Origin of the sequence: Rubritalea sp. (genome assembly GCF_039830215.1) — a bacterium.
In the GTDB taxonomy this organism is placed as follows: Bacteria; Verrucomicrobiota; Verrucomicrobiia; order Verrucomicrobiales; family Akkermansiaceae; genus Rubritalea.
Genome location: NZ_JBDOPO010000064.1, coordinates 1 through 21,668, shown reverse-complemented (window position 1 = coordinate 21,668; position 21,668 = coordinate 1). Strand labels below are relative to the sequence as shown.

Genomic DNA, 21,668 nt, shown 5'->3' with positions numbered 1-21,668 from the left:
TGTTGAATGATCATGGCGGATTGAACTCGCGGCGGGGCAGGTGTTGAGAGCGACGCCTTGTTCTGCATTCTTAGTTTTTACTCGATGCTGGTGATCACACCATCAGGCGTTGCTTTGATAATTCCATCAATGGGCTCGCCGCTTCCGCCGGACATTCCCACGGTGTATTTGAAAGTCTCCATGCCACTGGGGGACACCCCGTAATCCACGATCATCATAAGGTATTTTTCACTCTTGGTTGGGAAATCGGGCCCGTAATCGATCCGAAACCCCAGATCGATCAATTTGGACTTGGCCTCATGAATGTCGTCGCCAAGTTGAATTGTGTCCGTGACGCGCTCCTTCTGCTCCGAGACGATCTCATCTCTCTTGTCGTTGCATCCTGATGCGGCTAGCGCCAACAAGATGATCACTGGGATGAAATTTTTCATTTCTTTGCAGAACGTCGAAGTGACCTACGGAGAGGAGCGCGAGCTACTCGGAGTTAGGTCCACTGTCTTGTTCGATCTTTCGTTTTTATTATTAGGGTAAGACTAAGACCTCCTATGAGTGTAGGCCAAATCAAATAGAGCCATCCGCCCTGAAGGAATCCATCACTCCATTTTTTTGTAAGGCTTAAGGGTGAGGATTCAGTAATAGACATACTTCCAAACAGCAATGGAAGAAGTATGATCCAGAAGGTATGGTTAGCTAAAGATACCGACCAGAATTTCTTTATTTTGTTTCCTAGGTATCTTTCTTTGCGAAAGTAGTGCAACCATCCCCACCATACCCAGTATCCAGCGATTGAGTTCAAGAAAATGAGGATAAGCAGAAGGTAGTCCTGCCATCCGAGTCCATAATTCTCTTTTCCTTCTATTGCTTCCCAAGTCTCCCAGACGAGAGAAACGGGTAACATTAAGAAACCGAGGCAACAATATGCCCAGAAAACACCCAAGATGAAGAGAGTCAGGCTTAAGATTTTCATTTTTCTATCGAACGTAAAGCACACCAGCCGAGTACCCGACCAGAAAGCTTAGTGTTTAGATTTAAGGTTAGAATGTAGTGAAAGGTGAGCGGAACTCAACCACGGTACGAGGTTGGGTGCAGCGTCTTGTTCTACAGAGGCAATTTTGTGAGGCTAGCTTTGTTCTAACCATGTTTGAACATGACTAGGAGGCTCTTCATTTAGAGCTTTATAGAAATGGATGATATCCTTCGAAATTATCTCTTTATGCGGTTCATATTCATATAAATGCTGCATTTCAGGATCTTTGCATATTCCGTTTTCTATGAAGGCTCTGATAAGCATGATAATATTCTCGGGTTTTCCTTCAGCAACCTGAATGCCTTTGAATATCTCTGCGTGCTGAAAATTAATTGTTTCTCTCTCGTCTAACTTTTCGATGAGTAAATCGAAAGAAAAGAACGCAGCGACAATACCAAGTATAAAGCTAGCGAGAATGATTAGAGGAAGTTTAAGCTTTTTCATTTTTAGTAGAACAGTATTAGATCACTCTCAGGCTCCTGTGGGAGTTTTGAGGATCTGGATTTTTAAGGTTGGTTGAGGATGGGGCTGTAGATACTTGTATTATTGGGGTTTTGGGAGGCCCCTCAGGTGGGAGTGGGTGTCTAAAAGCAATTAGCATGCGTAGCTCGTAAAGCTATCTTAGCGTTTATGCTATACTTTATTTTGGAAATTTGAATTTTAATATTTCCGAAAGGGCTATATCAGCTAGTACGGCATGCTGATTGTTCTAACTTTACTGAATGTATAGCAATCCTAGACTTAGTGCGTTTAGAAGTCTCTAAGTCTAGGAGAATCGCTCTGAGGCACACAATGAATTCCACACATTTGTAGTGATTTGAACGGTATATTGATGAGTTGGAAGCTAGATGATTTGTCTTAGTGAGTCTGTCTGACATTGCTCGGGTGGTTGAGTCCTGCCAGCCTTAGTCGTCGTGCCGAGCCGATCCTAGGTCGGAGCGGGGTCGAACCACGCGCAGTCCAAGGGGGGGCGCGCGGAGCACTTCAAGTTCTAATTAGAAATTAACAGTTTCATTGCAGCGATTGCGGGGTGGAGCACTCCACACTTTACACTTCGGTCTCCCAGCAGCAGGGTGTGGGCATGCAAGACCATCTCGTTTCTATCCTCCCTCAATGCCTGGAGACTGTCGCTCAGGCGAGTGCTTTTCAGCTGAAACATTTTCGCTCGATGCCAGCGGGTGCTGACGATCAGAAGGCGGCTCGGGAGATGGTTTCTTTTGTGGATGTTGAGTCAGAGAAGATCCTCTTAGATGGCTTATTGCCTTTGGTTGATGGCGCGGGATTTTTTGGTGAGGAGTCAGGCAAGACTGGCTCGCAGGATCTTGTTTGGGTAGTGGACCCGCTGGATGGCACGACGAACTACCTGAGTGGGCTGGATCACTTTTCGATCTCGATCGCGCTGGTAAAAGATGGCGAGCCGATCATGGGAATCCTGCACAAGCCCATCACTCAGGAGACTTGGACCTGCGTGAAGGGTCAGGGGCTTCAGTACAATTCCGAGCCGGTCGCGCAGGTTTCTCAGAAGCTCGAGGCGAAAGATGCGCTATTTGTCACGGGTTTCCCGTACCGCTCGCAGGATATAGCATCCCACTTTTTTGCCTGTGCTGATGAGGTTCTGGTGACTGGCCGTGGCATCCGCCGGACTGGAAGTGCGGCGCTGGATGTGGCGAATATTTCCTGTGGTTGGTACCAAGGATTTTGGGAAAGTGACTTGCAAGCTTACGATATTGCGGCGGGACTTCTTTTCCTGCAGGAAAATGGATGTATAGTCACGAACCACCACGGCGGAGCATACAACATGTTCGAAGACCGAGTCATGGTGGCAGGGCTGCCGAAAGTCCACGCCACGCTGCAGAAAATCGTGGCGAAACACTACGCTTAGCCAATTTTACTTCTTAATTATTCCTTCTCAAAATGTCTTACCGAATTTGCAAAATGATCGAGGTCGAAAACGGCCACCTTCTTTCGAAGCACCCAGACAAGTGTCGTTTCCCACATGGCCACACGCGTAAAGTAGAGCTCATTTTCGAGGCTGACAGCCTGGATGACCACGAGATGGTGTTCGATTTCAAGTTGGTCAAAAAGATGGTCGATGATTTCCTAGAGACGTACGACCACGCGCTGTGCATGAACACGGAGGACCCTAAGTTCGAGTTCTTTAAGGACGCTTATGGTGAGCGCATCATTGGTTTCGAGGGGCTGGATCCGACGACTGAGGTGATGGCTAAAACGATTTTTGATCACACTTCTGGGCAGCTGCAGCACCACATTGACAATCCAGATCCTGAGTATCCGGTGCGTGCTGAGGTGCGTCTCAAGACGATTCGTGTCTGGGAGACGACTAGTTCGTGGGCTGAGTACGGTATCTAGTCTCCCAGTTTGCAATGTGTCGCGCTTTCGTTATAGAGTTGGCTCTAATTCTATCTACTCTCCCTGCTCTAGCGGGCGTGTTTACCGACGTTAGTTAGCCGGCGCCTAAGAAGCCGAGCATCGAGCCCCCTCGGTGTTATTGGGCGCTGACTTAAACAAAAAAGGAACTGCTCACGCAGACTCAAACCTTACCAGAAAGCGATCGGAAGCTCAACAAAGCACCGTCCGAACACTAGCGTCGTAGCAGGTTTGAACAACAAATCCAAAGTCCACAAGAGAACCACCGCCGGCTATCAAGATCACGATGTTTGTCTTTCTGAAAATCAAACACGACTTCTCATGGCTACGAGGGTGCATCTTAAAATTGAGCCGCCTCTGGGGTGGCTGTGGTTTTCAATGAAACATATAACTCAATAGGGAACCCTTAGTTCGAGCCACTTAGGTAGAAGTAAATTTTTGATCGATCTAACAAGAAACAAGCCACTAATTTCTCTTTGCACTCGGCCCATTGAATGGGATCTTGGATAAGTGAAATCCGCACATCCAAAAAGAAATGGCCTCAACAACCGCAGAGAACGGCCTACATTTATGTACTTGCTCGATCTCGTTCTGGTCGCGTGGATCATCGAGACGGTGGACCAGTTTCTTCTCGGTGGGTCATTGGATCGATTCGGCATTCACCCACGCAATTTCTACGGACTGATAGGTATACCACTCATGCCATGGCTTCATGGAGGATTCGCCCACCTCAGCTCTAACACCATCCCCTTCCTTACTCTCGGCTACATCATGCTGAAGTCTGAAGGGCGCCGATTCCTCTACAGTTCCTCATTCATAATTTTGTTAGGAGGTCTTGGAACTTGGTTGATTGCTGGGTCTAACGAAATACACATCGGTGCGAGCGGTCTGATCTATGGCTACTTTGGCTACGTCCTGACTCGTGCCATCATCGAGAAACGGCCAATCTGGCTCCTAACTGGCATCTTGGTTGCCCTATTCTACGGAGGAATGGTCTTCGGTGTCCTGCCACAAAATGGTCTCCCGATCTCCTGGGAAGGCCATCTCACCGGCATGCTTGCAGGCATCTGGCTCGGCCGCAGACACAAGGGACTTAAGGCGAATTAAGCCACGCCCTATCTAGCTAGCAACGGCAGGCGTAGATCTGTGCTATTAGCAGCTAGGTTGGTGGGTCAATGCCCTAAGAGAAGAAACCTGGAAAATGGAACGTGGGGTGAATGTCTTAGTCGCGTGCGTCTAGAGGGCATCAATCGCGGCGCTGCCTCGGATAGGCTGTCCAAGCTCTTGTAATGTCAAAAAATCGCAGTGGGGAGAGCTCAAGAAGCAATGGGTGAAGATCGAACTACGTAGCGAAACTCTCTCCTTCATTCAGCACTGAAGCTAACGCAAGCTCACCAAGCAAAGCTGAGATCAGTAAGTGCAGAAATCTCATTTTCTTCCTTGGAAGGAAATGATAAGTTCCTAGCTGTGACCTGATGCGCAGGCGGCAAGAAATCCAGCTAACTGGAGTAGCTGCACAAGCAAGGTACGCGTGCGGAGGCGTTAAGCTCCATCTATCGAGAGTTCTTGAAGACAAACAGCCGACAGCTCACTCCGAACCAGCCCCAAACTACTCAACCTAATTCAAGGACTCTTTGCCCGATTCACGCTGAACCAGGAGAAAAATATCCATATTTCTAGCCTCGGCCTGCATACAATTCCTTTGTCGCGTTATACCACAAATACCCCAACTCTAAGCGTGGGCTACTTCAAACTTGCATCTTAATATCCTGCCACTAACACTCCTTTCATGACTCGTCCAGACAGCCGCGAAGTTGATGCACTTCGCCCGATTTCATTCATGCCCAATGTGGCACCTTACGCCACCGGCTCTGTGTTGGTTTCCTTTGGCAATACACGCGTGATCTGCGCCTGCACCGTGGAAGAAGATGTCCCACGCTGGATGAGATACCAAAAGGTCAAAGGTGGCTGGCTCACCGCTGAGTACAGCATGCTCCCATACTCCACGCTCGACCGCAAACAACGCGATGTCACGCGTGGCAAGATCGATGGGCGTTCCTCTGAGATTCAGCGCCTCATTGGTCGCTCTATCAGAGCCGTAGTCGACCTCAAGGCACTGGGTCAACGCACCCTCTGGATCGACTGCGATGTGCTCCAGGCCGACGGTGGCACCCGCACAGCATCGATCACGGGAGGCTGCGTGGCAGTGGCCATTGCGATCAACAAACTCATCTCCGAGGGCAAGCTCAAGAAGTCACCGCTCAAGCAGCTCGTTGCCGGGATCTCAGCGGGCGTTTACAAGGATACTCCAATTCTCGACCTCAACTACCCTGAAGACCGCGATGCCAGTGTCGACTTCAATGTCGTCATGACTGAGGACCTCAACTTCGTAGAAATCCAAGGATCTGGCGAAGAAGCTACTTTCTCGTCCGAGCAAATGACTTCTATGCTAGACCTAGCAAAAAAAGGAAGCATCGAGATCGTAGAGCTGCAAAAGGCTGCCATCGCTGCGGCTGACCAACCAGACACTGACTCGCTAGCCAACTTGGCAGCAGCCTTCGGTCAGTAAAAACTGAGAAATATTTCCCCCTCTCTGTCTCGTTCGGAGAGGGATTTTTTTACAGTGCAGAGTGTACTAAGAGCTGCTGCTTAGGGATGGTGATTCCCTCTTTATCGAAGAGCACCTTCACCTGCTTGGTGAGTTCCCAGTACACCGGCCAGTAGTCGTCGGTCTTTACCCATGGTCGGAGGAAAACCTCGACCGCCACATCAGAGAGCGAGTTCACGCCCACAATCGGCTCGGGCTTGCTCAGCACTGACTCATGGCCCTTCACTAATTCTATGAGCAAAGCACTCGCGCGCTCAATGTCATCACCGTGGCTAATGTAGAAAAGGAAATCCACACGTCGCACAGCCCGCCCAGTGTAGTTAGTGATAGTGCCACCCCAAGCTTTCCGATTCGGAATTACTAATTCTTTATTATCGATCGTTACCAAGGTGGTGGAAACAAAGCTCATTTTCTCGACCTTCCCCTTCACTCCATCGATCAATACAAAGTCATCCATGTCGAATGGCTTGTAGAACATGATCATTATTCCACTAGCAAAGTTGGCGATCGAGTCCTGTAAGGCAAAACCAATGATCAGTCCCCCCGCTCCCGCAGCTGTGAGCAGGGTGCCCACTTGCACACCCATCGCTGATAGAGCGACGGTAACACCTATAGTGAAAACCACGAAACCTATCGTCTTCTGTACGAACTGCCGGAGCATCCGCGACCCTCGTTGCTGACGCCTGAGGAATCGTCTGGTTATCACAGCTGCGAACTTTGCGAGAATTGCGAAGAAGATGAGGATTGCGACAAACCCTGCAGCTTTTTTAAAAAATCGATCTCCCCCTTCACGGCTTTCAAACCAAACTCCAAAGTCAGCGGCAAAAGCCGTGATTTGGTCCGCCGAGGTATTCGTCACATCTTTAGTGACAACCACAGCATTTACGTACTTTCGTTGATCGTTGACGTCTCCACCTTTTTGCTCTAAAGCATCGATCACAGTGCGTGTATGTTTGACCAATACTAACTCGTTGCGCCGATGAAGTAGTTGCGTATCTCGTAGCTCTTTACCCTCTTTCGTCTCAAGCTCTGTGGGCTCCATTCGCGCTATTTGTAAATTTGTCTTCGATGCTTCAGAGATCAGCTGCTTTAACAGCGCCATCCACTCCTTCAGCTCTATCTCCAATTCCTCACGGCTCAGTGGCCTGAGCATCATCTTGAGCTCACTCGTAGGAAGATCCACACCACGCGCATCTGAAGTAAGCACATAATGGAGGGAGTTCATCTGTGACTCCGCATTTGCGATGACCGCACGAGGCACCTCTGCCTGCTCTACTTTCTTCACACCTTCTATTTTCGTGACCTTTGATTCAGTCGCGTAGAGCAGTTCAGAAGTAGCGCTCAAAAAAATGGCAACCACTAGAGCCATTATGGTTAAAGAGTGTTTCATAGATCTGAGAGGAAGCATGAAGCGATGCCAACCACACTCAAGAACGAATATTCAAAGACTGATAGCTCGTTCACTAAATGCCACTCCAACCGTCGATTGCTCACTTTACAAGCAAGGCACTAACGGGGTATGCTGCGATTGACAAAGGCATCATGTATCAATCACCCATTCATACTCCACTAGCTGGGCTTTTTTCTTCCTTATTGGTTCAGCAAATCACGATCATTTGCTTGGCTTTTGCTGGCCTCCTCTTCGCTTGGTGTATTACCTAACGCATATTCCGATGGATTGGCACCGAAGATGGACGCTTTTTTCAGCGCCGTATCCGTTCGATCAAACTGCAGGAGCAAGAACTTCAAACTCTCCCAAATTCTCACTGGGAAACCCAAAATTGAAGGTTCCTAACTCTGGGATCGCCTAGTCTCAACTTGTCCACAGTTCTTAAAATCATTCTGTGAGGCCTAATAAAATAGATGGTTTTTTATGACCGACGTTTCATCCAACTGAATTGAGCCGCAGTACTTCCTCCTAAGCTAAAGTGATACAACGTAAGAACCTCACGCTCTGCACTTAAGATTTAAAAACACACTTTATGAACAATTAAAAATAGCAATACATGCAAAACATAAGATCTAACACAGCCTATCCTGCATACAGAGCCATCATCGGTTTCGTCGCACTTTTAGTCCACTCTTCTGCCTGAGTTCATATTGTACGCATGTCTGGCGTATTTCCCGATGGCTATATTGGCCGTGACGGTACTCGGTTATTTGTCTGCGATTTTACCTACCGTTGTGCTTGCTGGTATTTTGAAGGCTAGGTGGAATTACTGGCTCGCCGTCATGTTCCTCGGCCTAATCTACAGTCTGCAGTCTGCAGTCTTTTCTATCAGATAGCTTTGATGGTTACAGCCTGCTGCGGGTATTGATCATGGGCTTTGTTGGGATGTACGTCATAGTGACTAGCGGCACAATTTTAGGTCTCGTGTATAGAGACAGGCAAGAAGAGCTAGAGTAGGTGTGAGCGTAAATCAAAACGTAGTCATTTTTTAGTTAGGCGCTATTTCTGGATGAAGGCAAACATCCCCCATTTCCTAACCCATGTTCATTGTTTCCGAATCCTGCCCCTTAAGGTGAAATCCTGAGCACCTCACACAACTTTGATTCATCCGAGTGCGGAATACCTAGAGTGAAATGGCCATGGAAATACGAGAGCAATTCCTTCTTCTAGTCCCCAAATACGTCAAGGTACTGAGGTGCTTCATTACAGACGTTCTTCTGAGCCACGCAATGGGTGCACTGCTCTGTTTTGTTATCGGATGCGAATGGTTTTTTTGCCGCGGTTTTTTCGCCCATTGACTACTGCCTCAGCAAACCCACTCTGATGATGCGAGCCACTTGTGCTTCGAGATGTGGTCTGGAAAAGTAAGGAAGTTGTCAGAGTAACCACTCAGTCCCGGACCGCTGGTTGCGTGAAACTTCACGGGTGCATACGAATATAATTTGTTGAAGTCTGGTCCGTGCCACCAAAGGTTTCCAACGATCACGTCCAGCTTGCCATCGTTATCGACATCACCGACTGACGCGCCCTCGGAGACGTATTTTTCCAAGATCTGGAGCTATTGGAAACCGACTGACGAGGCAGGGTCTTCAGCAGCAAATAAGGCCGATACTAGCGCTGGGAAAAGGAGTGAGTGGCAGACTTTCATCGTGAACTTACACTAGTATTATCAGTATCGTTAAAAATCTCAGCATAGATGTCGCACGTAGTGGAAGTTTCATAGCTGAATAAGAATTATTTTTATATTTAGGTGCTATCTTTGCATCTTTAACACCCACAGGACCAATGCCTGCAATGGACAAACTTGAAACTTGAAAATTCGCTAAACAAGACGAGACTGGACGCATGAGCAACCGTATCGATACAACTTTCCAAAAGTTGGCCGAAACCAACACACCAGCCTTCGTAGCGTATGTCGCTGCTGGTGATCCAAACCTTGAAAAGTCCCTCGAGATCATTCGTGGCCTCGCCGACGCAGGAGCTGACGTGATCGAGCTAGGTGTCCCCTTTTCTGATCCATTAGCTGACGGCGTGGTCAACCAACTCGCCGCTGAGCGCGCACTGAGCTCAGGCACAACCTTCCTCAAAGTTCTTCAGCTGATCCGCAATTTCCGTGAGACCCACGAGACTCCGATCGTGCTCTTCACTTACCTCAACCCGATTTACACCTACGGCTTTGAAAAATTCCACACTGACGCTGCGGCTGCCGGTGCGGATGGCGTGCTCTTACTCGACCTACCACCTGATGAAGTGAAGCACAATAAAGAGCTGGCAGCTCGCGAGGGCCTCAAGCACATCACTTTGATTGCTCCAACATCACCAGAAGAGCGTATCGAAGCATTGGCCAAGCAATCAGAAGGCTTCATCTACGCACTTTCCCGCTCAGGCGTTACTGGCGCTCAGGCAGCTCCCTCTGCTGCTATTGGTGACACTGTTGCCCGCATAAAGAAGTACACCGACACACCAGTGTGCATCGGCTTTGGCATCAGCACACCTGAGCAAGCTGCAATGGTAGGCTCAGTTTGTGACGGCGTTGTCGTTGGTTCATGTATCGTCAACCACGTGGCGGAAAATGCGGACTGCGGTGATGTAGCAGCAAAAGTAGCAGCGTTCACGACCCCGCTTATCCAAGCAGCTAAAGGACTCTAGTCGGGCTACAGTAGGACTTCGTCCTACAATTAAGAATTAGGAATGAATAATTAAGAATTTGATCTACTGCCTGCGGCAGCTCTTACCCATAAAATACTATGCTCAATTTTACTAAAATGAATGGCGCTGGCAACGATTTCGTTGTCATCGACAACCGTGACCTCAAAACCAACCTCACCACTGAGCAAATCGCGCTTCTGTGCGACCGCCACCGTGGTGTTGGAGCAGACGGTCTGCTCGCTGTAGAGCCCGCTGAAAATGAAGCTGACTACAAGTTTCGCTACTACAATGCGGACGGTGGAGAAGCGGAAATGTGTGGTAATGGTGCGCGTTGTTTCGGTGCCTACACCGCGCAACTTTCTAGCCCAGCAAAGGAGTTGGTTACCTTTGAAACTATCGCTGGAACTCTCAGTGCCGAACTCATCGGATCCAATGTGCGCATCGCGATGTCAGATCCATTTGAGCTCGAAATGAACACTGCTGTGGAGCTCGAAGACCTCGATCAAGTGCATTACGTCAATACTGGCGTGCCGCACGCTGTGGGCTTTGTGGATGATCTCCAGGCTCTCGATGTGCTCAAAAATGGTGCGGCTATCCGCTACCACGACCGCTTCGCTCCGCATGGCACTAACGCAAACTTCGCAGCAGTCATCGCAGACGATCATATCGCGATCCGTACCTACGAGCGTGGTGTGGAGGGAGAAACTCTCGCTTGTGGCACCGGCATGTGCGCCTGCGCGCTGTTCCACCACATCCTCTCTGGCGCTAGCTCACCAGTAAAGGTCGACGTGGCTGGCGGAGACACGCTGGAAATCGGCTTTGAGCCACTTGGTGACAACAAGTTCACCGGAGTCACACTTACTGGCCCTGCAGACTTCGTCTTCACCGGACAAACTAACCTCGTCTAAGGTCTCAGTCGGTTCAGCATATTTCAATGCCCAGCCTGCAGATCGCGGCTGGGCATTCATTTTTCAGGTATCTACCCGAAATTGATTTTCACACCACGCTTGCGCCATCCTTTGGTGATGTCGGCTTCTAGCTCTTCGAATGTGCGTCCAGCACGCAATGCCTCGAGTGCGTCTTCGCCAGTTTTTCCGGCTTTCAAAGCACGCAGGAAGTTTTTGATATTCTCTCCGTCGCCCTCGCCATCGTAGTGGTTAAAGTAAGTCACTAAGAGAGCTCCGAGGCCGTAGTTGAAATTGCCATTTGCAGTGAACTGACCGTAGCTCATCATCATGAACTGTCTCAAATCTGGGGCATTGATTTCCTTTCCTAAGTTACGACCTCGGCCATCCTTTTTGGCAAAACTAGTCACGTATTGCTCAATGGCAGACTCTGCCTTATTCGCGCTAAACTTACCACTGCGGTAGGGAGTGGCAGCAATGTACTCAGCCATTCCTTCACTAAACCAACCACGTGCGCCCGGCACGTAATATTCACGATCCGTCACTTGGTGAGTGATTTCGTGAGGGAGGGTTTTGTTCGTCTTATCGTAATCCAGCGCCCAGCTACTGCCACGTTTTACCAGCCCGAGGCTGTCACATGGAACCATAATCATATCCTTAGAAGCCATGTACACACCAGCTGAACCCATCGGCCCGCCAGCACGATGGTAGGAACTCATAGTATCAAAGAGCATAACCTTATAGTTTGCTCCTTTTCTATAGGATTTCATACTAGCGTAGGGGATTTGCTGCACATAAAGACGCGTGGCTTCAAACAACACCGCAAAGCGTTTCACAACTACCTTACTGAGCTTGGTATTACTCACGAACTCGTAGTTTTCGCTTGTGTAAATAAATGTATTATCCTCTCCTGACTTTTCCTCAATCTCCATTCCCACATCGGCAGACACCAACTTTGGCCACGGTATATTGAAACAGGCTTCAACCTCGGCACTACTTGGTTTACCCAGTTTTTTCGTCTGCTGCTTCTTATTCGACTCCGAAGCACTAGGTTTCCAACTCGCTACGAAGTCACGATCTGCCTTAGACAGTTTCGTTAAGGGAATTTCTACAGCCTTTCCCTTCATACTTAGCTTAACAAGCTTAGTAGTCTTAGTAAGAATTTCTCCATCTATCTGACGCCCCTTCACATCTGTCCAGGTTCGAGCCCCCATATAGAGACTAGACGACAAAAATAGGCTAGATCCGACACAGATCACCTTAATAGGGAATTTCATGAACAGCATAAACGGGCTGATAAATAGTCCATCTTCTCTCTTTGTAAATAGATAATTAGGGCGCAAAAATCAACACCACGCAAATTAGACACCTGTCCACGTCATATGCTTGCACAAAAATTAGAGAAGTATAACCTGTCAAAATCTATGAAAAAACTACTTATCCTTGCTAGTGCAGCACCATTATTTTTCGCCTCTTGTGCGCAACAATCACTCACTGGCGACACCTATTCTCGCGGTGAAGCTGGCCGAGCTCAGTCTGTGAACTCAGGTAAAATCACTTCTATCCGCAATGTCGCGATTCAGGGTAATAGCACTGCTGGAGCTCTCATCGGTGGCCTCGCTGGTGGTATTCTGGGTAATGAAATCGGTAGTGGTAGCACAGCGAACAACCTGGGCGCAGTGGGTGGCGCAGCAGCAGGGGCAGCACTTGGTTCACGACTTGAACAGTCCATGGGAACCAAGCAAGGGCTCGAAATCACTGTCAAACTCGACAACGGTCGTAGCATCTCAGCTGTCCAAGAGATCAATAAGCGTGAGTCCTTCAATGTGGGTGACCGTGTGCGTGTGCTCAGCAACGGTTCTACTACGCGTATCTCTCACTAAGAAAAATTCTTCATCTCTAAAGTATGCCCTGCACCAATCTAGTTGGTCAGGGCATTTTTTGTGGGCTAGTTTTCAAGCAAGGAATTCTTTGTCGTGGTGAAGCTATGGTTTTAGCTTCACTCTAAATCATAGGTTTTACGGTTTTCTCCTTTCAAGAACCTGCGTCACTGCTCACTGACGCAGCCGCCTTACGAAGTAGAAGCACCAACAGTGCCGCAGCGAAGAGAGTGACTGACAAACCTATAACATGACTTACTCCGTAGCTACTCGCGTGCTCTATCTCTAACTCTAACACGAGTGGCATATCTGGGTTAAGCTGGCTGGCACGGCTGAAGTGGAGCAAGGCTCCGGCTTGCGGCAAGGTGACTTCGATGGTCTGGGGCGCGGGCTGGGCTGCCAATTTCTGGCTCACCATGCGGTCGGCAATTCGCTGCATGGCATCACGCTCTTCAGCTGAGTTACCCATCAGCAGCTCTTCGACCTGCCCAGGGTAGTAGTTGTCTTTTCCTTGGAATAAAGGGTTGTTGTTCGCTGCATCTTCAAAGGCTTGATTGCCATCCACCATGTTACCTACCGATTTATTTTCGAGGTAGATCTTCTGGCGGCGGGTGTTGAGTCCCATCATTGCCTGTTGGTTTCGGAGATTGCGCAGCTGGACTCGTGCGTCTTCGTTGTATGCCGCATCGACTGAGCGGTTCTTGGAAACCTGACTGAGAACTTTTTCAGCCTTCTTGTAGTCGCCACTAGAAATCCAGCTATTCGCCTGATCGATTTGCACTTCTGCTAGGTGGACCTGCTGTTGCTTCTTACTCGACATTGAGTTCTGGTATTGCTGCATGCCGTAGCCCTGTCCCTCGCCTTGGTCGCCCATGAAGTCGAAGGCTCCACTCCGGCCAGTGAGTTGATAGCCCGCAGGCAGGCTGACAAACCAATCGATCTTCTCCAGAGGAGCACTAAAGCGTGGGCCAATCAGCGAGATATTCTTTCCTTGTTTTCCGGTGCCTGCCGTACGGTACATCAGCTTCACTGCAGCACGCTCATCGTCTTCCGCTCCAGCGGTGACGTAGAAGAGTTGTTCGTTACCTTGGCTTACCACTTCCACGCTTTCGCCATTGACTGTCACGCTGAAGAGTTGGGACCCTTCGGGGAGAACGGCACGCATCGTGTCTTTCTCCACCACTCGGATACTGAGTTCAGCTAATGTTAGAGCGGATTGGTCAGCGCTGAAAAGGCTGGTGAATTTACTATCTACCACACGAAGTTTCAGAGTCTTTGCAATCTCGTGACGCTTGACAGCAACTGCCAAAGGTGTCTCAGGTTCTGAGAGAATGTAGCAAAGTGCTGGCACACTGCTGTCCGCCTTGTTGCACAATTTCTTAGGAACTGCGGTCCAATCACTGGCACGCCACCCCATCACATCTGCAGCGCGAATATCGAGTCTGCCGCTAGAGCGAACAGTCACAAAGTGCTGGACCTGACGCACACCTTCCAGCTGGATTGGGCGGAGGAATTCTTGGCCGTCACGTTGGTCGACCGCGCGTTGGAATTCGACTTCAAAAGCTGTTTTCCCAATGATTCCACGGCGCAAACGCAGCTCCCATTTGTCGTCCTTTACTTGCACCATCTCTTTCACCGAACCACCGCTGGCTCGGACAGTCTTGGCCTCATCGGCGCTTAAACCGGGAAGACGGAGATGCAAAACTTTGACCGCAGCATTTTCGATCACGTATTCGAGACTGAGTCGGGTGCGGGTCTGTCCCTCACGCAGGCTCATTTCTTGTAAACAGGTGGCACGGACCCACGGGTCGAGCTTTTCAATACCTAGCTGTAAGCTCCAATCTGACTGAAGCAAACGGAAGGCTAAATCTCCCTTGCGATGGGTGCCACTCTGGCGGGCATCTTGCTGAGTCACGTGCTGGCGCTTTACCACGCGGACTCGAATGCCTTGCTCCGGCACCACCAGAAGTTCACCAGTCTGGCGCATGGCATTGAGTAGCTCGACATGCGGCACCACCCAGTCAGCCACGCTGCCTTCCATCACTGGGGAAACACCTGTGAAACTAAGGTGGAACTGCTGCTTTCCTAAAGTACGACCAGTCAACTGGAGTAGAGCATAACGCTTACCGTCCATTTCGATTTCAGTCCAATCGCGCAATGCTGATCCACTGATAGACTCTACCTCCATCCCATCTGGAATCACGCAGCGCAGTTCGAAAACTCCCGCACGTACGATTTCAACATCTGCAGTCACTGCTAGCAGCATGCGCTCTTCGCCAAGCGAGAGTCGTTGCTTAGAAACCACTCTGAGCTCGGGAGCGACTGGATCGACCTGGAGGCTCAACTTCGCTTTTTCTTTACCGTAGCGATAGACTTTCTGCAGGACCGCATCTCTGTGCTGTCCCCTTGCTTGCTTCCACAACTGAGCATGGAAATCGGAAAGGTTGGCAGTTGCTAGGGCTTGTGGTTTGAGCGCGTCTGGTTGCGCGTCATTTCCAAATGCTAAGCCTAACACACCAACTACGGAGTCGGCCTCACGCACACGTAGGGGACTCAATGCCAACGCCTGCGGCAATGTTTCCATGCCGCGCTGAGTTTGCACTAACAGCGAAAATATCTTTGATTGAGCTTCGGTCAACTGGACACTGAGAACGCGCGTCTTTGGATCAAAGCGCCAATCTTCTAGGCGCTGTCCAAGCACGTCGCCCACCATCATTCCCACCGGCACTTCGATAGATATGTGGTCTAATTCACCACTAACTGGGCGGATAGAAAGGCTATGCCAGCCATCCACCACTCCTGGTGAAGGAATGTAGAGGTCGGCGCTCTCTACAAAGAAACGAGTTTCCTCAGTCTTAGGGTCGCGCCCCATTGGTTGGAACTTTAGCTGGATCGGTTTGATCGGGGCAAAACGCATCTTTGCTGTGCTCCTCTGAGCATTTTCTAATCCCTCATGGAGGATCGCTTGGTCAGAAGTAATCTCCCAATTCGCACGGTCCACAGTCACCTCAAGTTGGCGCACGGCGCTATCCCCAGTAGGCACAGTCCAGAGTCTATCAGCGAGCCCTTTGACTGGCATTTCATAGCGCATCTTCGCACTGATCAGGCCACTACGCTCGGCCACTAGCACCCATTGCACTTTCCCTTTAGTCGTCAGTTTATTCACCCGAGTTCCTTCTGAAACAATCGAGGTGAGACTAGCTGGTGCTTCTACGAGTAAAATGCTTTCTCCGGCATTCGCCTGCCAGAGCACATCAGCCTCGGCATAGACACGCTCGCCGCGGACGTCCCAGCGTTGCTCGATTGAGTCAGCCACCTGGGCGGCATCCGCTGAGTTTGACGTCATGGCCAAACCTAACACGACTAGCGCAGTCACTGCCGTTTCACGCACGACACGAGATGCTCTACGAATCTTAGCACCACTCATCCATTTCCAGCCGAGCTGGAGCATCAACAGTCCAGCGACGAGGGCCAGTACCAAGAAGAATGGGATAGCTCCTCCGCGTTGGCCTAATAGCCCTAAACCAATAGCAGTCATCGCTATGCCTCGGATCCAAGACGGCTGTAACGCACTGAGGAAGACACTCGCAACCAGGGCGAGAGTTCCTACTGACGCCACGAACGTCCATGTTGTAGAGCGCATTGCTGATGCCTTAGGTTGGTTAGAAAGTTCTAATGTCACTTCTTGGTCGGGTGACACGACTGGAGCGATCACCTCGAATGTCTGAACATTGACTCGACGGTCTTTTTTGGCGTCCATTGCAGTATTCAGAGAAATCAAGGCAGCAAGCACGAGCCAGAGCGCACCAACCCATGGTTTCCAACCGCCAGATCCCGCACGGCCACAAGCCCAGGCTCCAGCTAACAATAGCAACAAGGTGCCTCCGAAAACTGTCATCCTAGATTGGATCCACTCGAAGCCAGTTTCTGTGAGGTTCGGTTCTACAGGCAGGACATTGCCTCCCACCACGTCGAGAAGGTAACCGCGATCTGAGCGGACTTTCCATTCGCTGATCACGACTGGAGCTGAGAGCACTGGCACAGAAACCACCGGTCTGCTTGGATTTTCTGAAGCTCCGCCGTAGCGGAGTTCCACCTTCACTGGTGCGTTTGGATCCACTTTTGCTGGCAGTGGTAATAGATAGATTTCTCCATCCTTCCTCGCATTCAGCGGCTGTCCGTCAGCACGCACTTCTAATAATTTAGCATTCGTCGGGAGACGCATTTCTAGCGCTTTTCGGCCGCGGGTTTTGACAAAGAATTTTGCCTCAGTCACCACTTCACCATCACGAGAGACCTGAGTGCTCAGGCTGGCAAAATCGACCACCTGCTCGACAGTATTACTAGGAGCATACCACTCGATTTGTAGCTGGAGATCAAATCCGCGTGTCGCGTATTGCCAAGCAGCAAGTGATGGAGCAGAGCTCATCAATCGGTACTCAGCTGGTAATTCTGTGGCCCCTAGCTTGAGCAAGCCACTAGAGACTTTGACGCTTTGTTTCACCTGAGTAGGGCTCACCACTTGGATGAATCCGCTTTCAGTTTTCGCATCCAGCGGCTGGACTTTTCCTAGATCGATCACACCACCACGCGCACTCATCGGCTTTTCAAAGGACACTAACAATGTAGAACCACCGAGGGTTGGCTGGTGGAGGGTCACCACTAGAACGTCTCCTTCTTGTCTCCAACTGCGGACATTCTGGCCTTCGACCATCACATTGCCTATTTCCCCCTGCTCACCGAGCTTGGGGACTTTGATTTTCCATTCGTGCATCGGTGCACCGACTACGAAATAGTTCACTAACACACTGCCGTAGGCCATGCCTTCTTTAAGCGAATAGAGGTGGAACACGTCAGCTTGGACGCTTTGCTCCAGTGCCTCGATCTGCATTGTTGCGGTCCAGTCAGCCTCGCGCAGGCGGAAGGCTTGTTGAAGGTTCGCGCTCTTGTTTGGGAAATACGCGAGGGGCATTTCTACCAATTTATCGACAGCGGAGGAAACAACCCTCCAGCCGAGTGCCGCTTCGACACCGAGGTTACCTCGGACAGTCTTCGCCTGCGGGTAGGACAGCTTCACCAGTGCCCATTCTCCCTCTGCAGTCGCTACGTTGCGCGCTAGACGCACCTTGATTAGCTGTCGGCCCATCACTGCTTTTTTGAAAGTCACTTTGAGTGAGCGTTGGCCGTCGGTCACCGTGCGCCCCACCACCATTTGCCCCATCTCAGCACTGCTCACACTCGCGACTGCGTAGTCTGCTGGAATGCGCATTTCCCACTCGCGAAGTGGTGCTTCGCGGATGTCTAACTCCACATCAGCATGGAGCTCGCGGTCGGTTTCTGAAAGCTTATAAATAAGGACCTCATTGACGGAAACCTCGGGGAGGATCTGGTCAGCTATCACTTCCCAGCTGCGCTCGGCTGCGGGGAATCTATAAACAAAAACTTGCTTACCGGACGGAGCGGCAAAGCCCGCGTTAGGGAACTGTGTCGGAGCTAACTGCATCATGCCAACATGCGATGACACACCCAGCTTGACTGCTCCTAGATTACTCAGGCGTACGTAACCAGCATGGCGCATCGCTCCCACAGGTGTGATCTGCAATGGCTTCACCTTGGCTGGGAAATTACCAATCGGGTGTTGGGTGAGAATAGTGATAGCACCCACATCTGTGCGCTCGCCACTGAGGACAACTTCTAACAACCGCTTACCTCCTACCTTCTTGACCATCCAGCTTCCCACGTGTGGACCTTGGAGGTCGAGTACATCGCCTGATCCATCCAGTTCCATCTGCAGTTTACGCACTTTACCCTGGAGCACTTTAGTATCGATCTGGGTGCGCTCGCGCAGCATTCCAGCACCGACATGGACATCTACAAGAGCCTGAGTGGTGAAGAACAATTCCCCAGAGCTGTCTTTACGCTTTGCTTTCCAACGCAGCAAGCACTGACCACTGGCTGGCACGTAGGTCTGCCAGTGGGTCACACCTGCCGCACCTTCTACCTCGGTCTCACCGAGCAAAAATCGACTTCCCTCCGGCACACCTGTGAGGGTCACCGGCACCACTGGAGCATGGGGAATGCGGAAACGGAGACCGGTCCAGCCACCTACTTGCTCAAGGCTAACAGCAAATTCTAGGTCCAAGTCATAGCTGCCATTTTTTTCGAAATCTACTGTGTAGCTTGTGCTATTTTTTTCTTTCCCACCACTGGCTAGGGCGAAGCTATACCCCTTCCCTAGTGGGAACTTTTGTAAGGCTAACGGGCCGGTGACTAGCTCGATGGCGCCGCCATCTGCGTCGCGCACGACTGCGTCGCCGGTGAGGTGGACGATGGCGCTCAGGCCATCTTCAGATGCTTTTGCCTGCACGCTGAGGTTGCGCAATTCAACTTCAGAAAAGGCTGAACCAGCCTGGCTGAATCGGGCTTCAACTCTGCTGATTCCTGAAGAAACGAGTGACTTACGAACACGCTGCTCGGTTCTTGAAAGAGCCACGGGTTGGCAGCCATCTGCCTTGCTGAGTTCCACGTGAGCCCCAGCTTGCCACTTGATATCTAACTGGTGCTGGAACCCGCTCGCCTTTGCTGGGCCGAGTGTCAGAACTTTTACCAATGCGTCTTCACGCTTGGTGCTGCGATTGAGAGTTACCTCTAGCGTCTTGGCCTTTGGGTCTTTTGGTACAAGATCGAGGAAAACTTTCTTTCCAGAAGGATTTTTACGCACCGACCATGACTCTAACTGAGCGCCCACGACTTGGAGGTCTGAGATGTCTCCAACTAACTCGAGGCTCAGGAGCTTTGGTTCACCCTGCACCACATTGAGGGTCACATTGATGGTTTGGCCAATTCTCGTATTTTCTAGCAGCACACGGTTCTTGGCTACTGCGGTGTAGAAAACTGGGGCTGCGGGTGGTAGACCAGTCACGGATATCACTGTTTTCTTCCCATCTTCAGTGCCCACTGAGACGCTATCCTGAGACAGCGCCGCCATAGAACTGAGTCCTATGACAGCGCACACACAGTAACGACTCACACGAGCCACCTTGTTACTAACACACACGAAATTGTTCATACTTCTTTTCATACCAAAATTTGGGGGATTACTTTGTAAAGGGTTTGTAATTTGTTAGCCGGACACACCCGACTAGGAGTTTTATTGTTGGACCTTGCGGACCATTTGCAGGAGTTCTAGGACCTTGGTGTCTCCAGAGTATTGGGAATTTAGATTACCTAACACCTTGCTTAGTTGACTGAAATCGACAGAACCCGCATCGCTCTGATGTAGTTTTTCACCGAGCAATCCTGCTACTGCGGCTAATTGAATAGACGGTTGGGAGGCTGCCAATGTCTTTGCATTTGCTTGGTATGGGATCGTCCAACTGCGTTCGACCATTTGGCCGGTTTCCATGTCCTGAAAGCGGACAAATACGGTACCTAACTCGCCTGAGCCATCGGCCAGTGGTTCGATCTGGTAGAGCGCGCTGCCGCTTTCCTCTGCTGCCATTTCGGCTGCATCCACGGAGTCATTGCGGAAGTCTTCTTTTTTAAGTCGATGTTTTTCAAAGCCTAGCAACTTGTACTTACCCACTCTGTCAGGATTAAAGACCAACTGGACTTTGACATTTTTAGCCGCTGGTCGCAGGGCTCCAGCAATTTTCTTACCAAAGCCTTCGCCGGCATCTTCTGGTTTATCGAGCAAGTAGTAACGCCCGTCGCCTTTGCGAGTCAATGCTTCTAGGATGCCGTCATCCAGCCCGTCAAAGCCGATTCCGCAGGCATCAAAGGCTATCCCAGCATCACGCATTTTCTCCACCATCGCAGTGAGGCTCTCAGGGTTGGCATCACCTAGATTGGCGGCACCATCGGTGAGTACTACGATCCGGCTCTGCACGCCCTTTTTCTGACGCGCTAGCAAGTGCTGTTGCGCTACCTGCACGGCTTGTTCCAGATTGGTTCCTCCCTCGCTCGGGCGGTTCTTCATGATCCCCACCAACTCACCAGCACGATCACCACTGAGGCCATCAACTAACAAGCGGGTGTCGCGGGCAAAGCTCATCAGGCTCACTCGGTCGTTAGGACCGAGTTGCTTACTGAGTTCTTCCACTGCACGCAGAACCGTGGCCGCACGGTCAGGTCGCTCCATCGACCCTGATTGGTCGAGCAAGACAACGAGGTTGAGTGGGGTCGAGCGCCCTTGAGCGGCGGTGCTCATTGAGACTCTCAGTAGATTGCGTTGCTGCAAGAATGGATGGACTGCTTGTTCCTGCACACAGGCCACTTTCTGCGCCATGCTTGGTTTTGGATCGCCGTAGTCGAAGGCATTGATGAATTCTTCCGTTCTGATCGACTCAGCCGTAGGCCACTCACCACGTTCTAACAATGCCGCTTTAGCGAGCTGGTACGATGCGTCACTGACATTGAGTGAGAAGGTGGAATGGGTTTGATTAGTCGCTGATATTTCGTCGACTACTGGCGGCTCATTTTTATTTTCTAACTTTTTAGTTTTCTCTTCAGTAATCTTCCACGATTTGTTCGCCTCCTTTAAAAGATCCGCCTTTATTTCGTCAATCAGCTCACCTTCAGAAACTTCATCGCGCAAAGACTCCTCTTTTTCGAAATCAACTTTGGGAGCCACATCAATCTCCCAGGCCTCATCCACTTCCATCAGCAACTCAGCACGTGTTTGGTCGTAGGCAGCGCGGTAGTAATCAGACTTCATGCTTGCGATTTTTTCCATACCACGGCGTGCGGCTTTATTGTAGCG

Annotated in this window: 14 protein-coding genes; 7 read left to right on the top strand and 7 right to left on the bottom strand. The window is 50.3% G+C overall.

Features of this window, described 5'->3' with window-relative positions; translation table 11 throughout:
• Positions 1-77: 77 nt before the first annotated feature.
• Positions 78-431: a hypothetical protein gene (locus ABGY95_RS01765; protein ID WP_347439960.1), complete on the bottom strand. Its 354-nt coding sequence runs from the start codon at positions 429-431 to the stop codon at positions 78-80.
• Between the two features lie 689 nt (positions 432-1,120).
• Positions 1,121-1,471, bottom strand: a complete 351-nt coding sequence (locus ABGY95_RS01760) for a hypothetical protein (protein WP_347439959.1) — start codon at positions 1,469-1,471, stop codon at positions 1,121-1,123.
• Between the two features lie 637 nt (positions 1,472-2,108).
• On the opposite strand from ABGY95_RS01760, the gene ABGY95_RS01755 reads away from it, so the two are divergent.
• The 4 genes from ABGY95_RS01755 (at position 2,109) to rph (ending at position 5,984) form a co-directional block, all read left to right on the top strand.
• Positions 2,109-2,909 (top strand): inositol monophosphatase, encoded by an 801-nt coding sequence (locus tag ABGY95_RS01755; protein ID WP_347439958.1) that lies wholly within the window; start codon positions 2,109-2,111, stop codon positions 2,907-2,909.
• 53 nt (positions 2,910-2,962) lie between these two features.
• Positions 2,963-3,397 carry a 6-carboxytetrahydropterin synthase gene (locus tag ABGY95_RS01750; protein WP_347439957.1) on the top strand — a complete coding sequence of 145 codons (435 nt, stop codon included), beginning with the start codon at positions 2,963-2,965 and terminating at the stop codon, positions 3,395-3,397.
• A gap of 588 nt (positions 3,398-3,985) precedes the next feature.
• Positions 3,986-4,522, top strand: coding sequence for a rhomboid family intramembrane serine protease (locus ABGY95_RS01745; protein ID WP_347439956.1), 537 nt, complete (start codon positions 3,986-3,988; stop codon positions 4,520-4,522).
• Between the two features lie 682 nt (positions 4,523-5,204).
• Positions 5,205-5,984 (top strand): ribonuclease PH, encoded by a 780-nt coding sequence (gene rph, locus ABGY95_RS01740; protein ID WP_347439955.1) that lies wholly within the window; start codon positions 5,205-5,207, stop codon positions 5,982-5,984.
• 49 nt (positions 5,985-6,033) lie between these two features.
• Here the strand turns inward: rph and ABGY95_RS01735 are convergent, their stop codons facing one another.
• Both ABGY95_RS01735 and ABGY95_RS01730 read right to left on the bottom strand, forming a co-directional pair.
• Positions 6,034-7,413 carry a mechanosensitive ion channel family protein gene (locus ABGY95_RS01735; RefSeq protein WP_347439954.1) on the bottom strand — a complete coding sequence of 460 codons (1,380 nt, stop codon included), beginning with the start codon at positions 7,411-7,413 and terminating at the stop codon, positions 6,034-6,036.
• 1,366 nt (positions 7,414-8,779) lie between these two features.
• Positions 8,780-9,022: an FG-GAP repeat protein gene (locus tag ABGY95_RS01730; protein WP_347439953.1), complete on the bottom strand. Its 243-nt coding sequence runs from the start codon at positions 9,020-9,022 to the stop codon at positions 8,780-8,782.
• A 296-nt stretch (positions 9,023-9,318) separates the two neighbouring features.
• Here ABGY95_RS01730 and trpA point away from each other — a divergent pair, with 296 nt between their 5' ends.
• Together trpA and dapF are read left to right on the top strand one after the other, a co-directional pair.
• Positions 9,319-10,122, top strand: a complete 804-nt coding sequence (gene trpA / locus ABGY95_RS01725; protein WP_347439952.1) for a tryptophan synthase subunit alpha — start codon at positions 9,319-9,321, stop codon at positions 10,120-10,122.
• Positions 10,123-10,220: 98 nt separating this feature from the next.
• Positions 10,221-11,030 (top strand): diaminopimelate epimerase, encoded by an 810-nt coding sequence (gene dapF / locus ABGY95_RS01720; RefSeq protein ID WP_347439951.1) that lies wholly within the window; start codon positions 10,221-10,223, stop codon positions 11,028-11,030.
• 71 nt (positions 11,031-11,101) lie between these two features.
• Here the strand turns inward: dapF and ABGY95_RS01715 are convergent, their stop codons facing one another.
• Positions 11,102-12,304: a hypothetical protein gene (locus tag ABGY95_RS01715; protein WP_347439950.1), complete on the bottom strand. Its 1,203-nt coding sequence runs from the start codon at positions 12,302-12,304 to the stop codon at positions 11,102-11,104.
• A 147-nt stretch (positions 12,305-12,451) separates the two neighbouring features.
• Here ABGY95_RS01715 and ABGY95_RS01710 point away from each other — a divergent pair, with 147 nt between their 5' ends.
• On the top strand, positions 12,452-12,910 hold the full coding sequence (locus tag ABGY95_RS01710) for a glycine zipper 2TM domain-containing protein (RefSeq protein WP_347439949.1): 459 nt from the start codon (positions 12,452-12,454) through the stop codon (positions 12,908-12,910).
• Positions 12,911-13,061: 151 nt separating this feature from the next.
• Here ABGY95_RS01710 and ABGY95_RS01705 read toward each other — a convergent pair whose 3' ends face one another.
• Positions 13,062-19,976: a hypothetical protein gene (locus ABGY95_RS01705; protein ID WP_347439948.1), complete on the bottom strand. Its 6,915-nt coding sequence runs from the start codon at positions 19,974-19,976 to the stop codon at positions 13,062-13,064.
• Between the two features lie 81 nt (positions 19,977-20,057).
• On the bottom strand, positions 20,058-21,668 hold a 1,611-nt coding region (locus ABGY95_RS01700), incomplete at its 5' end, for a von Willebrand factor type A domain-containing protein (protein ID WP_347439947.1).

Coding starts and splice junctions, on each gene's coding strand:
- ABGY95_RS01710 (WP_347439949.1), top strand. CDS start 12,452: ATGAAAAAACTACTTATCCTTGCTAGTGCAGCACCATTATTTTTCGCC.
- ABGY95_RS01765 (WP_347439960.1), bottom strand. CDS start 431: ATGAAAAATTTCATCCCAGTGATCATCTTGTTGGCGCTAGCCGCATCA.
- ABGY95_RS01760 (WP_347439959.1), bottom strand. CDS start 1,471: ATGAAAAAGCTTAAACTTCCTCTAATCATTCTCGCTAGCTTTATACTT.
- ABGY95_RS01715 (WP_347439950.1), bottom strand. CDS start 12,304: ATGAAATTCCCTATTAAGGTGATCTGTGTCGGATCTAGCCTATTTTTG.
- ABGY95_RS01755 (WP_347439958.1), top strand. CDS start 2,109: ATGCAAGACCATCTCGTTTCTATCCTCCCTCAATGCCTGGAGACTGTC.
- trpA (WP_347439952.1), top strand. CDS start 9,319: ATGAGCAACCGTATCGATACAACTTTCCAAAAGTTGGCCGAAACCAAC.
- ABGY95_RS01705 (WP_347439948.1), bottom strand. CDS start 19,976: ATGAACAATTTCGTGTGTGTTAGTAACAAGGTGGCTCGTGTGAGTCGT.
- ABGY95_RS01735 (WP_347439954.1), bottom strand. CDS start 7,413: ATGAAACACTCTTTAACCATAATGGCTCTAGTGGTTGCCATTTTTTTG.
- ABGY95_RS01750 (WP_347439957.1), top strand. CDS start 2,963: ATGATCGAGGTCGAAAACGGCCACCTTCTTTCGAAGCACCCAGACAAG.
- ABGY95_RS01745 (WP_347439956.1), top strand. CDS start 3,986: ATGTACTTGCTCGATCTCGTTCTGGTCGCGTGGATCATCGAGACGGTG.
- dapF (WP_347439951.1), top strand. CDS start 10,221: ATGCTCAATTTTACTAAAATGAATGGCGCTGGCAACGATTTCGTTGTC.
- rph (WP_347439955.1), top strand. CDS start 5,205: ATGACTCGTCCAGACAGCCGCGAAGTTGATGCACTTCGCCCGATTTCA.